This window comes from Pseudobutyrivibrio sp. UC1225, assembly GCF_900115215.1.
Classification (GTDB): domain Bacteria; phylum Bacillota; class Clostridia; order Lachnospirales; family Lachnospiraceae; genus Pseudobutyrivibrio.
Map to the genome: position 1 here is coordinate 75,070 of NZ_FOVQ01000010.1, position 14,228 is coordinate 89,297.

General features: G+C 38.7%; 11 protein-coding genes. 1 reads left to right on the plus strand and 10 read right to left on the minus strand.

The genetic code is table 11. The features are described from left to right. Positions 1 to 152: 152 nt before the first annotated feature. Complete coding sequence (locus BMZ41_RS11995) at positions 153 to 1,073, plus strand: ArsR/SmtB family transcription factor (RefSeq protein WP_028246550.1); 921 nt, start codon at positions 153 to 155, stop codon at positions 1,071 to 1,073. Between the two features lie 113 nt (positions 1,074 to 1,186). Here BMZ41_RS11995 and BMZ41_RS12000 read toward each other — a convergent pair whose 3' ends face one another. From BMZ41_RS12000 to BMZ41_RS12045, 10 genes are all read right to left on the minus strand, one after another. Beyond that, positions 1,187 to 2,131 (minus strand): glycoside hydrolase family 43 protein, encoded by a 945-nt coding sequence (locus tag BMZ41_RS12000; protein ID WP_090529940.1) that lies wholly within the window; start codon positions 2,129 to 2,131, stop codon positions 1,187 to 1,189. Positions 2,132 to 2,152: 21 nt separating this feature from the next. Further along, the gene (locus BMZ41_RS12005; protein ID WP_090529943.1) at positions 2,153 to 3,691 is read right to left on the minus strand and encodes a glycoside hydrolase family 43 protein; all 1,539 of its coding nucleotides are present in this window, start codon (positions 3,689 to 3,691) and stop codon (positions 2,153 to 2,155) included. Between the two features lie 166 nt (positions 3,692 to 3,857). After that, positions 3,858 to 4,106 carry a DUF6171 family protein gene (locus tag BMZ41_RS12010; RefSeq protein ID WP_090165596.1) on the minus strand — a complete coding sequence of 83 codons (249 nt, stop codon included), beginning with the start codon at positions 4,104 to 4,106 and terminating at the stop codon, positions 3,858 to 3,860. A gap of 114 nt (positions 4,107 to 4,220) precedes the next feature. Then, positions 4,221 to 4,529: a hypothetical protein gene (locus BMZ41_RS12015; RefSeq protein ID WP_090529946.1), complete on the minus strand. Its 309-nt coding sequence runs from the start codon at positions 4,527 to 4,529 to the stop codon at positions 4,221 to 4,223. Beyond that, complete coding sequence (locus BMZ41_RS12020; RefSeq protein ID WP_090529948.1) at positions 4,529 to 4,999, minus strand: helix-turn-helix domain-containing protein; 471 nt, start codon at positions 4,997 to 4,999, stop codon at positions 4,529 to 4,531. Before BMZ41_RS12020 ends, BMZ41_RS12015 begins: the two co-directional genes overlap by 1 nt. Positions 5,000 to 5,108: 109 nt before the next feature. Continuing rightward, positions 5,109 to 5,231, minus strand: a complete 123-nt coding sequence (locus BMZ41_RS15955; RefSeq protein WP_255405339.1) for a hypothetical protein — start codon at positions 5,229 to 5,231, stop codon at positions 5,109 to 5,111. A gap of 391 nt (positions 5,232 to 5,622) precedes the next feature. After that, positions 5,623 to 10,344, minus strand: coding sequence for a choice-of-anchor L domain-containing protein (locus BMZ41_RS12025; RefSeq protein WP_090529951.1), 4,722 nt, complete (start codon positions 10,342 to 10,344; stop codon positions 5,623 to 5,625). A gap of 279 nt (positions 10,345 to 10,623) precedes the next feature. Next, on the minus strand, positions 10,624 to 12,201 hold the full coding sequence (locus tag BMZ41_RS12030; protein WP_090529954.1) for a GH25 family lysozyme: 1,578 nt from the start codon (positions 12,199 to 12,201) through the stop codon (positions 10,624 to 10,626). 8 nt (positions 12,202 to 12,209) lie between these two features. After that, positions 12,210 to 12,959: a hypothetical protein gene (locus BMZ41_RS15690; RefSeq protein ID WP_177184218.1), complete on the minus strand. Its 750-nt coding sequence runs from the start codon at positions 12,957 to 12,959 to the stop codon at positions 12,210 to 12,212. After that, on the minus strand, positions 12,940 to 14,226 hold the full coding sequence (locus tag BMZ41_RS12045; protein WP_090529964.1) for a sensor histidine kinase: 1,287 nt from the start codon (positions 14,224 to 14,226) through the stop codon (positions 12,940 to 12,942). Before BMZ41_RS12045 ends, BMZ41_RS15690 begins: the two co-directional genes overlap by 20 nt. Positions 14,227 to 14,228 lie beyond the last annotated feature (2 nt).

Consider the following 14,228-nt stretch of genomic DNA (forward strand, 5'->3'; position numbering starts at 1 on the left):
TCAAATTAATTGACTTTATCACGTCAAAGTGCTTCTACTTTTAATTCTAATTGAAATATTTAATCCTTTCTACACACCCATATTGACAGCGTTATTAGCAAATTTTATAATTATATGAAGTAATTTATTTTTAACATAAAAGGAGCAGTACGATGATTCATATCACTTCACTAGACGAAGGACTAGAATTATTTAAAGCATTAGGCTCAGACGTGCGAATCCAGATACTTAATATCTTATTAGAGAATGACCACATGAGTATGAACCAGCTTGCAACACAGCTAAACCTCAGTAATGGTGCACTCACTGGCCATATCAAGAAATTAGAAGAATGTGGACTTATATCCACATCCAATGAATCAGCTAGTCACGGAAATTCCAAAATATGTTCTGTTATTCAAGATAAAATAGTTGTAGAAATCGAAAAGCCTGTTGACCTTTCAAATGTATTCACTACTGACATAAAGGTTGGACAGTTTTCAAAATATGATATCTGCCCTACCTGTGGTCTTGCTAACAGCACCTCTGTTATTGGTGAAATCGACGATGCACGATACTTTAGTCATCCGGACAGATTCAATGCAGATATTATGTGGTTTACAAAGGGATTTGTGGAGTACTCTTTCCCTAATCTTGTACCTAGCAACAATCGCATCACTCAGATTTCCATCTCTTTTGAGATTTCCTCTGAGGCACCAGGGGTTGATAACAACTGGCCTTCCGATATCAGCTTCTATCTTAACGGAACCAAGCTTGGTATGTGGACCAGCCCTGGAGATTTTGGTGGAGATATCTTAGGAATGTTTACCCCAGACTGGTGGCCACAGAACTGGAATCAGTACGGATTGCTTAAGCTGCTTGTTATAAACAAGCACGGCACATTTATTGATGGTCTTCAGATTTCAGATCTTACTATCGCTGATTTAAACATCAAACAGGGCCAGCCTTTAGATTTTAGAATCGCTGTAGATGATGATGCAGAGCACATCGGAGGTGTAACACTCTTCGGAAAGACTTTCGGAAATTACAGTCAGGACATCAGAGTGTCATTAAATTATATGCCTATAGAATAATTAAAAATAGCCAGCCTGTTACGCTGACAAGCCATAGTATTTCTCCGCTCGACAACACGTCTCGCTTGAGAAATCTATGAGCTTGTCAACTACAGACTGGCTTCTTTATTGTCCTAAAACTTAAATACAGGTTTCCCATCTATAAACTGGAACTTCATCAGCATCGCATGCCTGTTAGGATTATACAGTGGATCTCCCACTATCTCTGTTTCAGTTCTGGCATGATAAACAAGAATATCATTGCCTTCCTCATCCACAGTAAACGAATTATGGCCTGGACCATATACCACATGTTCAGGTGAAGATGCCAATACAGGATATCTCTCCTTCTTCCACGAAAGTGGATCAAGCAAATCACTATCTGCATCAGCATTCAGCATTCCCATGCAATAATTTACACCTGTATCGCTGGCTGAATATGTCATAAACACTTTGCCATCTCTAATAATTACAGATGGTCCTTCATTTACCCAGTATCCATGACGTTCCCAGTCATAATCAGGAGTAGTGAGAAGCACCTGGTCAGTCTCCAAAGTATATCCATTTTTCATACGGGCGATATAAAGATTTGAAATCTGTTTTCCAACACCAACTTTCTCAGCCCAAATATAATACCAGACACCTTTATTTTCAAATACAGTGGCATCCAAAGAAAATGCCTCAAATGAAAATTCGTCTGTCTCTGCACGAGTCATCTTTCCCTTTTCAATCCAAGGATCTTTCATTGGATCTGGTCCCTGGCATTCCAATACGTATGGACGAATTTTCCATATATCTTCCATTTCACCTCCGGCGAAATAGATATACCATTTTCCAAAAAGGAAGTGGATTTCTGGAGCCCAAATATGCTTGGACATCGGACCTGACTCATGTCTATGCCAAACCTCAAGTTCTGGCTCATCCTTAAGCCCTTCAAGAGTGTCGCTACAGCGCAAAACTATCCTGTCATACTCCGGCACTGAAGCAGTAAAATAATACTTTCCATCTGTGTGTCTGTATACATATGGATCTGCACGCTGCAATATCCACGGTTTATTGTATTCAAAATTCTTATCCATAATTACTTATAATCTCCCTAATTATTTATCAACATACATTACGCCCCAAACCGACTGATTGTTTCCAACAGCCGAGAATGTCATTACATCTGTACCAGCTTCATCTTTCATCTGGCAAAAAGCACCACTGTAGTCCTGACCATCAATAGTAATAGTCATATAGTAAGTGCCATCCTTCATTTCCCATTTACCACTTACTTCCTTGCCTTCACAGCTTCCATCATTGTTTAAATAAACAATTATCGGATTTGCGATATCACTGGAAATATCCGTCCCCTGATTAACTACAAAGTAACGACCAACAACATCTTTCTTGTCATATCCTGACTCAGAAACAGTCTCACCCTGAGTCTGATATGGAAGTTCGCATGGCCATCCCTCTTCATTCATCAGCACCTGATGCACTCTTGGAGAATGTCCCTCACCGCCGTCATTAAAGCGGGTGTGATAAACTATGTACTCTTTTCCATCTGAATCTACGAAGGCAGAGTTATGACCTGTGGCCATGTATGCCTTTTCTAGACTTGGTAACTTATAGTTTCCAGAAAGCTTAAGTCCAAAATTCTGGTGCATTGCACTCTTTTCAGGATAGGTGTCATTCATATCCACATAGTCTCCATCCACAGTCTTTGAACGGAACACTCGCATCTGATATCCACCATTGCTTGTAAGTCCACCATAGCTTACAAACAGATAGTAATAATCTGTGTTTGCATCATACATTATGTATGGTCCCTCGATGGAGATGTGTCCACCGCCTAAAAGCTTCTTGCCAAAATAAGCATCCACCCTTTTTTCTTCATCAGCTTCAGGATGAATCACCTTGCCTGTGGCAGAATCAAGCTCCAACAGATAAATGCCACCAGACCAAGAACCGTAGGTCATCCACATCCTGCCATCCTTATCATAAAAAATAGTAGGGTCGATTGCATTTGGATAGTCCTCGTAATTATAGGCGCCACCCTTTATATAATTCTTCTTCGCATATGTCTCATCTACATAGTCAAGTACATCCGTATTTGCGATATTTTTGTTTGTAAAACCTGAATAAATCAATGCTCCCTGCCATTCAAATGGTCCTTCAGGGGAATCACTTATTCCAAAGCAAAGATTTGATGCATTAAAGGTACTGGTGGTGCAATAATACATCACATATTTTTTCATGGTCTCGTTGTAAATCACATCTGGTGCCCACACATGAGTCTTTCCATCATCAGTTTTAATGATACTATCCTTGTTTCCTGAATATGCAAATGCCTTATCAGCCACATCATAAATCTGCCCATAAACAGAATTAGTCTTGCTGTAGCCATCTGCCACCTTCTGCCAATTTAATAAATCATCACTCTTGGCGCAGGTCATGTGCGAGCCATAAATATAATATGTTCCGTCTACTTCTAGGATTGATGGGTCATGGACAGAAACGCCCGAAGAAACATCGCCTGTGGCAATGCCGTCATAGCTGACTGTATAGTTTTTCACTTCTGAATCTGAGCCTGAGCACGCCACAAGACCACCTGCCATAGTAATAGCCAGAACACATGAAAGAATTCTTTTCATGGTTCCTCCTCCATAATTGTCTTATCGCTAAGCATCAAGCCCCTATTTCATATGCTTAGTAGATGAGGTATATCCTCAATCGATGATTTCAATATATCAAATTAATTTTACATTTTCAATAAATATTTTAATTTTCTCTAAAATATTTGTGGTGTTGTCTGTTCTCCTACCACTTCTTGTTAGGACATCTAGATACTTTAGCTGCTGCCCTGAGCTCCACATAGCATCCACAGGACATACATGTACCTTCATTTAGCTTCTCGCAGCTGGTACAGATTCCAAGACGTCTTTCATATTCTGCATCATCCACAGTGTCCTCTGCCTTTAATGCTGCCTTATATTTTTCTATCATCCCCATGTCTGCATCAATCATATCCCTCAGCAAACAGCGGGTGCATACTCTTTTTTCAGTCATAAAATTACATTCCTTTAATATATAATAATCTAGCCCGCAAAAATTGCGGGCTAGATATAATGCATTATAACATGCATTAGAAATTCTGGAAGCAAAAAAATGTGCTTTCTAAGATTAATCATATTCAAACATGCCCTGAATGGCATCTGATATATTAATGATACCCCAATAATTTATTCTATCAACTTTAGTACATGCTCTTGCAACAGGGTCTATTAGCTTAATCTCCTCACAAATCACTGTTCCTTCTGTCCCATCAACACCTTTTATATCTATATTCATAGGATTAATTATATCAGTATTAACTATCGGACTAACATGAAACATTTTTCGTTCTCTGATAAATACATTCTTACTTATTATCAAAAAAAGGTTTCCAAATCCACTAATTTTAATAATATCTCCTTGATAAAAATCTTTCATTAAAACATCTCTCTTCCTTTTGGTTCTCCCCAATCAAATTTGTAAGTCTGTGCGACCCCACCGCACTCAGCTAATCTTTCCTCATAAGTCTTATGCTTAAAAGTAAACCCGGAATTCAATAATTCCTTTACCTGTTCATCTGACATTTCTCTAACTACATTCATATCAAGTACCTTCCCCTTTCTTACTATTTCATTAGTATAGGTTAGAAGTCTATTTGCAGCTTCTAGCTTCCCTTCCTCTTCAAGAGGTCTAAGGAACTCAATTGTTTCTATTCCAAAGTAATCGCCTAACTTTTCCAAATTTTGATATTTGGGAACGATACGTCCATTAACCCAATCGCAAAAGGTAGTATACTTAATACCCAAGTCATTACATACCTTTTTCCTCGACACTCCATGAATTTTTAATAAATATTTTAAATTGTTTGAAACTATAATGTTTGTCTCTAATGCAGTATTTGTTTTCATATGCTCTCCTACGATTTTTTCGTATTATCATAATACGATATTTTCGTATCGTCATCAATAACCTACAACAATTTTCTCTAAAATATTTGTGGTGTTGTCTGGGGAGCTATTAAATCCCAAAAATCTTAATTTTTGCTCCACGCATATAATTTTCTATTTTTTTTGCATTTTTATATGCTTGAACAGGTTTAATTCCTATGTAACCTTCTGCTCTAAGCATATAATTTTTCAATTTTTTCCTTTTTTATATGCTTGAACAGTTTTAATTCCTATGTAACCTTCTACTCTAAGCATATAATTTTTCAATTTTTTTCTTTTTTATATGCTTGAACAGATTAAATCCCTATATAATCTCCTTCTCTAAGCATATAATTTTTCAATTTTTTTCTTTTTTATATGCTTGAACAGGTTAAATCCCTATATAATCTCCTTCTCCATGCATATAATTTTTGGTTTTCTTCCATTTTTATATGCTTGTTCACCATATAGGTACTAAATAGATTATCTCTTACCCGTTTCTCTTACCACTTCCGTCAATCTTTTTTAACACAAGAACACCTCCCCGTAGGGAGGTGCCTTGTGAGGTGTTGAAATATGAAGTATTAGGCGTAATTATCTTTTTATTATTCCTCTTCCTGCTGCTTTCTTGTTGACTTATAAAGCTCTAATGAAATACCTGCTGCTGCAACTATTGCAAGCCATACAAAGTAGCAAATTCCAAATAATGTTGGACACTTATGACAAACATTACATGTTGAAGCTGTAGATACGATATCTGCCTTTACTGCCACCTGTGGCTCATCATACATAAGTGCGTATGTTGAGAACTGGCCAGTAGAGATTGTAATTGTATCAGGGTCGCTGTCCTTATCCTCAAGAAGTGTGCTGACACCTTCATGTGCTCTCATGATGAAGTATGTATCAGATAATCCCTTATGATTTTCTGGAATATCGATTACGATATCGATAGGATCAACCTCTGTAAGCTGGTTCCAGTCACTGTCATCGATTCTCATGAACATACTGATATCGATGTAATCTGCCATTGAAAGATTTGGTATCTGCTCAGCATACTCTGTCACGCCATCATCAATAACCTGACGGTCTAATTCAGGAATAGTTTCTTCCTCAAGTGGAGTAAGCTCAACTTTGATTTCAAGAATACTTCCTGCTGCAACTGCTGCATACTGTTCTTCTGTAAGAATAGATTTTGCTACTGCCTTTGCGTCAGCAAGACCTGCATTAGCCTTTGAATTATCTGTAAGCTCAAGTGTAACTACAACTGCACCTTCGCCCATAACAAGTGCGATTGGTGTTTTCTTTACAGGAACCTTGTCATCTACTATATCTCTTTCGTTTTCTTCTGCCTTCAGCTCTGCCTTTGCAGATGCTACAGGGTCAATAAGATTTGCTGTCTTAACAACCTCTCCACCCTTCTCCTCAAGCTTGTCCAAAAGCTTGAGCTTGGTGTCCTCTGTCATATCGCCCCAGATGTCACCCTTGTCAATAATCTTGCCTTTGTCAAGAGTATCATCAGCATCTGTTGTAATCTCTTCAGTCTCAGCGGTAACTTCGGTTGTCTCTTCTACTATTTCAGGAATTATCTCCTGAGCTGCCTTTATATCAGGTACATACTCAGGCTTCTTTTCTTCATCTTCCTTCTTTTCTTCTACCTTTTCATCCTTTTTCTCTACAACCACTTTAGAAGTTGTCTCTTCCCTCTGCATTACTGCTGGAGCACTTGAAGGTGCTGAGGTAGTAGTTCCTGTACTAATATATGTTGGAACATATACTGGAGCAGGTCTCTTTGAAATCAAAGGAATAATGATTGTGTAATCCTCATAATTTGTACTTCTCACTTTTGCTTTAAGTACACCAGTTGTTCCGTTCTCATTTTCTGATATGTTGTAAACAATCTTACCATCGATAAAATCAACATTGTCAATGTAATCATATAAATCTCCTTCTATCTGGTAGTCTATTAACTCAGCTCCATCCTCTACATATTTTGTTAAATCAATGTTTGCTTCCTCTGTAGTTTTAACAGGAACATTTGTATTTGTTGTAAGCTCCACATCCTCATGAGCACCTTTATCAATTGTTACGGTGAAGCTGCCATATGTTGTAGTACAATCAGTCTTTGTAGCCTTGTAGTAAATTGTGTATTCACCGGCATCCTTGATTACTGGCATTGTGCTGCTAAATTCGCCATCTATATCTGTGCTATATGAGATGGTAGCATCTGTTGGATTAGTAGTGATATCGAAATCAACAGGTTTGCCGTCGTAATCTTTATCAATTGTATTTGAAACTGTAACCTCTACAGTTTCACCAGTTGTTATACTAATACCATCTGAAATCTTAGAGGCAGGAACCTTCTTTGTTGCAGGTCTTCTATATCTGAGAATATATTCTGTATACTCCTGCAAATTATCGAATGTAATTGTTCCATCTGGCTCTGGCTGCTTCCAATCCTGTCCCTCAATCTCTTTTCTCTCATTATCGTAAATACGATACACCTGACCCATTTTTTCTTTGTCATCTTTATCGAGAGTAATTGTGATTGAATCTTTAGTTGTGTATATAGGATTTGAATTACCTTCTGATGGTCTGTCTGCATCCTGATTTAAATCAAAACCATCAAATGGATCTGTGAAGGTTGGTCTTTCTGAAATAGATAATTCCTGTGCTTCAGAATCGCCTGTTTCTCCATCACCCTTTTGTACTATTGATAAAGTCTTGCCATAGAAGTCGTACTCTTTATCGTTTTTGTCCTTTCCAAAGATCTTAATTGTTCCATAGTCTGATGCTATAAAAGTGTATACTTCATCATCACAGGTAATCTCGTATGTTACTCCAGGAGTGAATCCCTTAAGTACCTCTTCGAAGTAATCAACATTTGAATTTGGTGCATCAAAGCTAAGAGAACCACCTTCGATGAATACAAATGAATCATAGCTGCTGTCACTACAATCACATATAGCAAATTTTACTTTTACTTTATCTCCTGTATTAACCTCTTTTTGGGCATTGAATACTAAAGAGACTCCTTTTATGCTAACATCAGTAGCTACTCCTACAGGCTTGTTGATGAAAAGAGAATGAGCTTCTGAAAGATCTGTACCTTCTCCATCCCACATCTCATGACCACCTAATCCTGCTCTCAAATTTACGATGGTGACATCATGTAGTGAATTATCACTTCTCTTTATTTTTGCTATATTTTCATAAGGACCATCATTTACACTAACAAATAAACCAAATGCATCATTAAAGCATGATGACTGATCAAATTCACTGGATGCAAAAACGTAATTGAAATTCAACAAATTACCAGATGCAATCATAGTAAATTCCAATGTTGATGTATGGCCGCCATAGCTATAGCCTAACTGTGTAACCAGCTTTTCCAAATCGTAATCATGATTAGTTGAAGCCATATAACTGGTATCTAGAATTATTCCAGATTCAATACCAACCTGATCTGAGCCATTTGTAAATCCATACACAGCACCAGTCTTAGCTGCATTCTCTGCTGTAACACCATCACTCAGTACAGACTTAACTAAATCACTTGCGCTCTTTCCAGTCTTATCTGAATCAGGCTGGATAGGACTATCAACACCATTTTGTGCATCAGTTACTTCTATCTCATAAGTTGTTCCATCAACAACAGTTGTAAGCTTTTCTAAGGATGAAAATGGATTTACTGAGTTTACTATCCAATCATTTCTTAAGTAAACTACATTAAATAATTCAGGTGCACTACTGTATGCTTCTGTTATCTCTCCGTAAATCCCTAAGGTAGCAAGAATATCCTTTAAATAAACGCTTGTGTCACCTTCAAGCACATACTGTAATCCATTATATGTAAATTCTACTGTGTAGAATGAAAATCCTGTTGTTTCTGCTTCTACTGTTGCATTATTGCTTTCTGTCTCAAGCTTTTCAGCTACTGGTGCCTGTGGGTTGGCATCAGTAATATGATAAACATCTGCTTCAAGCGCTTCGTTCTTTGCTTCCTCAAGAGTAAATGAAACCTTTACTGTTCCCTTTGTGGTATCAGGCTGAATTTCATTTCCTGCTGCATCAAGAACCTTTATATCAAAAGTATATGAAGCTGCTACGTTGTCTGATTCTCTTTCGTTCTCTACTGCTTCCTCTGCAACCTCTGTTTCCTCTGCTGTAGCTCGTCTTGCAAATAAAGATGCTCCCTCAGGGAACACACCCTTATCTGCCTTAACGGTGATAACCACACCGTCTACAACTGTGCTCTGCTCAAATCCCTTCTCTTCTACTAACTCACCAATAATTACAGTGATTGTAGGAATTGATGAATTGATGGCATAGCCTGAAGATATGTTCGCTCTATATACATAATTAGCACCCTGGATATTTGAATCGAAAGCTGGTGCTGTACTTAAGCTTGGGTCAAGGGACCAGGTTATATCAGCAAGAGTAATCTCTGCTGAAGTAGTAATTGTCTCTACTACATATGTTGGCTGAACCTCCACTGGTTCTTCCTCTGGTACTGATTCTCCTGTGACAGCCTCTGCTGTTGCAGTTGCCACCTCTGCAAATACTCCTGCCTCTGCTGCCTTTACAGTAATAGCTGGGAATAATGTATCTATAATAAATGCTACAGGATCAGCTGGCTCTGGCTCAGAAACAGATTCTGATACTGGAGCTGACTCAACCACTGGTGCACTCTCAACTGGTGCTGCTTCAGCTGGAGCCTCTGTAACTACTGGTGTTTCATTAACTATTGGAGTTTCTGCAACTGTTGGTGCCTCTATAGCTTCTGGAGTCTCCACTACAGGCTCTTCTGTTACAACATCATCTGCAGACTCGGCTACAGGTGCCACTGATTCCTGTGACTCTGTATCTGTTTCTGAAATCTCCTCAGCTTCAGTAACATCCTGGATATTATCAGTAGATTCTTCCTCTGTTACTTCCTCTGTCTCTTCTTCCTCCTCCTCAGGTACTTCTTCTTTTTCTTCTACCTCTGGAATAACCTCAACCAATACTTCCTTGTATGTCTCCAAGGTAGCGTTTAATGTATCAGGAAAGATAATGTCGCTTTCTGACGCTCCAACAGGAAGATGCTGTACAGCCACATCATTACCGAGAGACTCGATATTTGTAATTACACTATCAGCACCACCATTTGCAGCTATAGCCAAAGGTGTTCCGAACCCCATAGTAAATACCATGGCAAATACCATAACTATTGCTGTGGTACGATAGGCAACTCTGTTCCTTTCAATCATTTTCTTAGTGCTTCTGACAAAAGCAATTCCGGTACATGTTATAAGCTGTTTAGTACTAATATTTTCCCACTTCATATTAATACCTCCGATCCTAACTACTTCAACATCTCAATACCTATATTCAAATACACTATTTAAATTTCTGACAATTCAACGATTGTGTTATTAAGTTACAGTAAACATATCATGAATATTTTAATAATAAAATTATAACGTTATACAATGGTTATATTGTGTTATAAATTTGAATAAATTTTGAGTTCCGTAACTACAGAACCCATATGGGGCTTTTTCATCAAAAAAAGACCGGATGAAAAAGCTCATCCGGCCTTGTAATTCAAACCTTTCAACTATTTATTTCCTACCAGACTGTCTTACTACATTTACATCTACATATCCTGTGATACCAGCTATTGTCTCCTTTGAAGAATACTGCCAGTAATCTGTCTTACCAGTATAGTTGCATTCTGTGTTGTACTGGGCTACCCAGATACTATACTGCTCCAGACTCTCAGCATACAGCTTGTCATAAAACCAGTTCTTGCTGGCGTATACTCCTCCTCTGTAGCCACTGTTATTGATGGTTTCACAAAATGCCTGTAGACATCTTGTTCTTGTAGCTCTGTCAAGACCGTTGGCTCGGCCTCTAACAGCATTTTCCGAATCTATATAGATTGGAAGGGTGATTTCATACTCCCTGCACATTGCCACTGCCATTGATGCCTCTTCAATAGCCTCCTGCTCAGTGATTGCCTGAGTAAAAAAATACACGCCTACCTTTATACCATTGTCCAATGCCCCTCTCATGTTTTGTCTGAAATATGGATCTTCTACAAGCTGTCCTGAGATAGAACCTCTGAAGCCACATCTTATTATGGCAAAGTCAATACCAGAAGCAGCAACCAGCTGCCAGTCTATATCCTTCTGCCACTTGGAAACATCGATACCCATGTCTCCAACTGCATAGGAAAGAATTCCATCATCACCAAAATCGTAAGGCAAACCTCCAATAATCTGATTTCCCTTTACTGGAAGTGAATCCCCGTTGAAATAATATGTGGCACCGTCGATTGTCTGCCAACCGGTGGTTTTAATCTCTCCATAGAAATATTCATTTCCTGCAAAATCCGATACGTAGGCAGCATTCTTGCCTGCCTTATCAAGAAACAGCTCATTACCAGCCTTGTCCTTCAGCTGATCGTCGCCGTAGGAAACATCCTCCACAAACACGTTAAAGGTTATCTCTCTGGTGGCTGTGTTTCCTTTAGAGGTCTCATAGGTCACAAAAATAGATACCGGTACCTTGCCAGAAAATTTCTGACCAACATACTCAATATCCACTGTCTCTCCGGAGGTGGTGGAAAGCTGAACTACCTCTGGCTTTGTACTGGTCCAGCCTAAGGTCCTGATTATCTTTTCATCATCCTCCACCGTGACACTTACAGTGGCCTTTGAAGATTTATCTATTCCCACATTATAAAGATAAACCTCCTTTGGCACTGACACAGTGGAATCATTAATAGAAATAGATTTCTTTTCGTTAAGAATGTAGCTGTCAGGGAAGGCACTTATATCTACATACTCCCTCAGCACCTTCTCACGCTCATTCATAATACTTGGTAACAAAGGTGTGGTGTTGATATATGTGTTTTCCACTTCTACATCGTGAATGGCAGAATCCTCCGCATCCATATCCACATCATCCACTCTTACCACCATGTTTGTCACATCAATAGGCAGGTACTCAAAGTCTGGATTCAGCCTTGGAAATTCATCTTCCCCATCCTCGGCCTCTGCCTCCTGTTTGACTTCGGCTTCTGCCTGCTCCTGCTGCTGTCTGTGAACTCTGGCATATAAAATTGTCCCAATAAACATCAAAACCATTGCTGCTGACAGTGCAATAGCAATGGTTATTGTTTTTTTGTCCTCCATGGTCACCTCTAAAACAGTTTAATTCCAAAGGCAGGTAAAATGGTTATAAGCATAACCAGCACTGAAACTACGAATGAAACTGTTGCAAAGATAAGCACGTTGTTCATTCGCTTTCTAAGTGAATCTGATTTACTGTCAAGTCCGAACAATGCCTGATTCTGCTTGGCATTTTCTTCTATAACCACGGCCTGAACATTTCTATATACTTTTATGGCTTCAATATTAGTCTTTTCCATGATGTTGTCATACATGGCTCTAAAATCAAGGCTCAGTCTTTCGTCGATAATCTCCTTCATCGCCTTAATCTCAGCTTCCATATGCTCAACATTATTAAGCTTTTTCATAAGCAGATTAAACTGTTCATCATCAAGCTTTGCAAAATCGGCCCTTGTAATAACAGGTGCTGGCTCTGGATATTTAATAGGAGGAAGAATTATTGGCTTAAGAGTAGGAAACTCTATATCTTCAAATTCCTGCTTCATGCCAAGCTGCTTTTCTATCTCATTAAGCTCATCTAAAAGAGAATCCACCTCAGTCTCAAGACTATCTGATTTCTTTGGCTCCTCTTTTTCTTCCTGTGGCTTCTCAGCTTCTACAGGTTCCTCAGCCTTCTCCTCTAGCTCTTCCTCTAGCTTCTCCTCTGGCTCTTCCTCTAGCTTTTCATCTAGCTTTTTCTCTGCTTCTTCAGCCTTAACTTCCTTTACAACCTCAGCAATGGCTTCCTCTACTTCTTGTGTCTCATCCTTGAACAGAATCATCCCCAGTGTCCTCCTTCATGATAAGATATGTAACTGTAGTGCCAACTCCTTCTGTACTTGCTATAGAAAGCTTTGATTTATTCATCTCGTACAAACGCTTTCTTATATCATATATACCTGCATTTGCTATTTCTTCGTCAAGCTGTTTCGCATCGAAACCTATTCCGTCATCCTTTACTGTAATTTTATAACAATCTTCCATATCTCGCACGTAGATTTTGATTGTTCCACCACCAACCTTCTTGGTAACACCGTGTCGAACAGCATTTTCAACTACAGGCTGTAGTGACAATGGAGGAATAAGGAACTGATCCTCATCAATACTATATTCTATTTTCAAGTCACCAAATCTCAGCTGCTCCAACCACAAGTAAGTCCTGGTGTGCTCCAGCTCCTCCTCAAAGGTGATCAAATCCTGGTCTGTTATGGTATCCAGATTTCTTCTTAAGTACTTGGTAAACTTATCCATGGCATCTATGGCTAGCTCAGGATTTTTCTTGATCAGATATTTTATGTTTGTAAGAGAATTGAAAATAAAATGAGGCTGTAGCTCAGAGATAATCAAATCTGTCTGCATAATTGTGTCATCCATTTTCTTTTCCACAACAGTCTGCTCTCTTGTAACATGGATTGCTATGAACATAATCAGATAGCTTACGGTGATAGCACCATAAAGCATGGACAGGCACTCACACATTAAAGCTGGGAACAGAACTACAAATGGAATGATGATAAATATGTATAAGGCTATACACACATTTGCATCCAAAATGCCATTTATCTGGTTGTATATAATTCTAAAGAAAATGAAAATCACAAGGATGCAGCCAATGAGCACAACAAAGAAAAACAGCTGTCCCTGACTGTATTCTCCTTCCCGGGAAACCTTGAAGGCATACCCGTGAATCAAAGATGTAATCCAAAACAGAATCATTATCACACAGATAGCAAACGGCACCGCCCTAAAGGCTGGTCTCTTTCCACGCTTCCTTGTAATAAGCTTATCAACGTAAAGATTAAATCCTGAAATACTTACATATGTAAGAGAGCCCTGCAGGATAACGGAAATACGAAGTAAGTTTAAATTATCAACGTCATTTGCAAATACCAGTGTTCCCATATCCGCAAGCAGAACCAGGGCGTTCATAAGTAAAAGAATCGGGAAATATTCATTCATCGAGTTTCTTTTACCTAATAGAACACCCACAAGAATAACAAATGTAATTAGGATGGACAGCATATCTATGCCGATTCCCATCAACTCCATAC

Coding starts and splice junctions, on each gene's coding strand:
- BMZ41_RS12025 (WP_090529951.1), bottom strand. CDS start 10,344: ATGAAGTGGGAAAATATTAGTACTAAACAGCTTATAACATGTACCGGA.
- BMZ41_RS12045 (WP_090529964.1), bottom strand. CDS start 14,226: ATGGAGTTGATGGGAATCGGCATAGATATGCTGTCCATCCTAATTACA.
- BMZ41_RS12000 (WP_090529940.1), bottom strand. CDS start 2,131: ATGGATAAGAATTTTGAATACAATAAACCGTGGATATTGCAGCGTGCA.
- BMZ41_RS15690 (WP_177184218.1), bottom strand. CDS start 12,959: ATGATTCTGTTCAAGGATGAGACACAAGAAGTAGAGGAAGCCATTGCT.
- BMZ41_RS12010 (WP_090165596.1), bottom strand. CDS start 4,106: ATGACTGAAAAAAGAGTATGCACCCGCTGTTTGCTGAGGGATATGATT.
- BMZ41_RS12015 (WP_090529946.1), bottom strand. CDS start 4,529: ATGAAAGATTTTTATCAAGGAGATATTATTAAAATTAGTGGATTTGGA.
- BMZ41_RS12020 (WP_090529948.1), bottom strand. CDS start 4,999: ATGAAAACAAATACTGCATTAGAGACAAACATTATAGTTTCAAACAAT.
- BMZ41_RS12005 (WP_090529943.1), bottom strand. CDS start 3,691: ATGAAAAGAATTCTTTCATGTGTTCTGGCTATTACTATGGCAGGTGGT.
- BMZ41_RS11995 (WP_028246550.1), top strand. CDS start 153: ATGATTCATATCACTTCACTAGACGAAGGACTAGAATTATTTAAAGCA.
- BMZ41_RS12030 (WP_090529954.1), bottom strand. CDS start 12,201: ATGGAGGACAAAAAAACAATAACCATTGCTATTGCACTGTCAGCAGCA.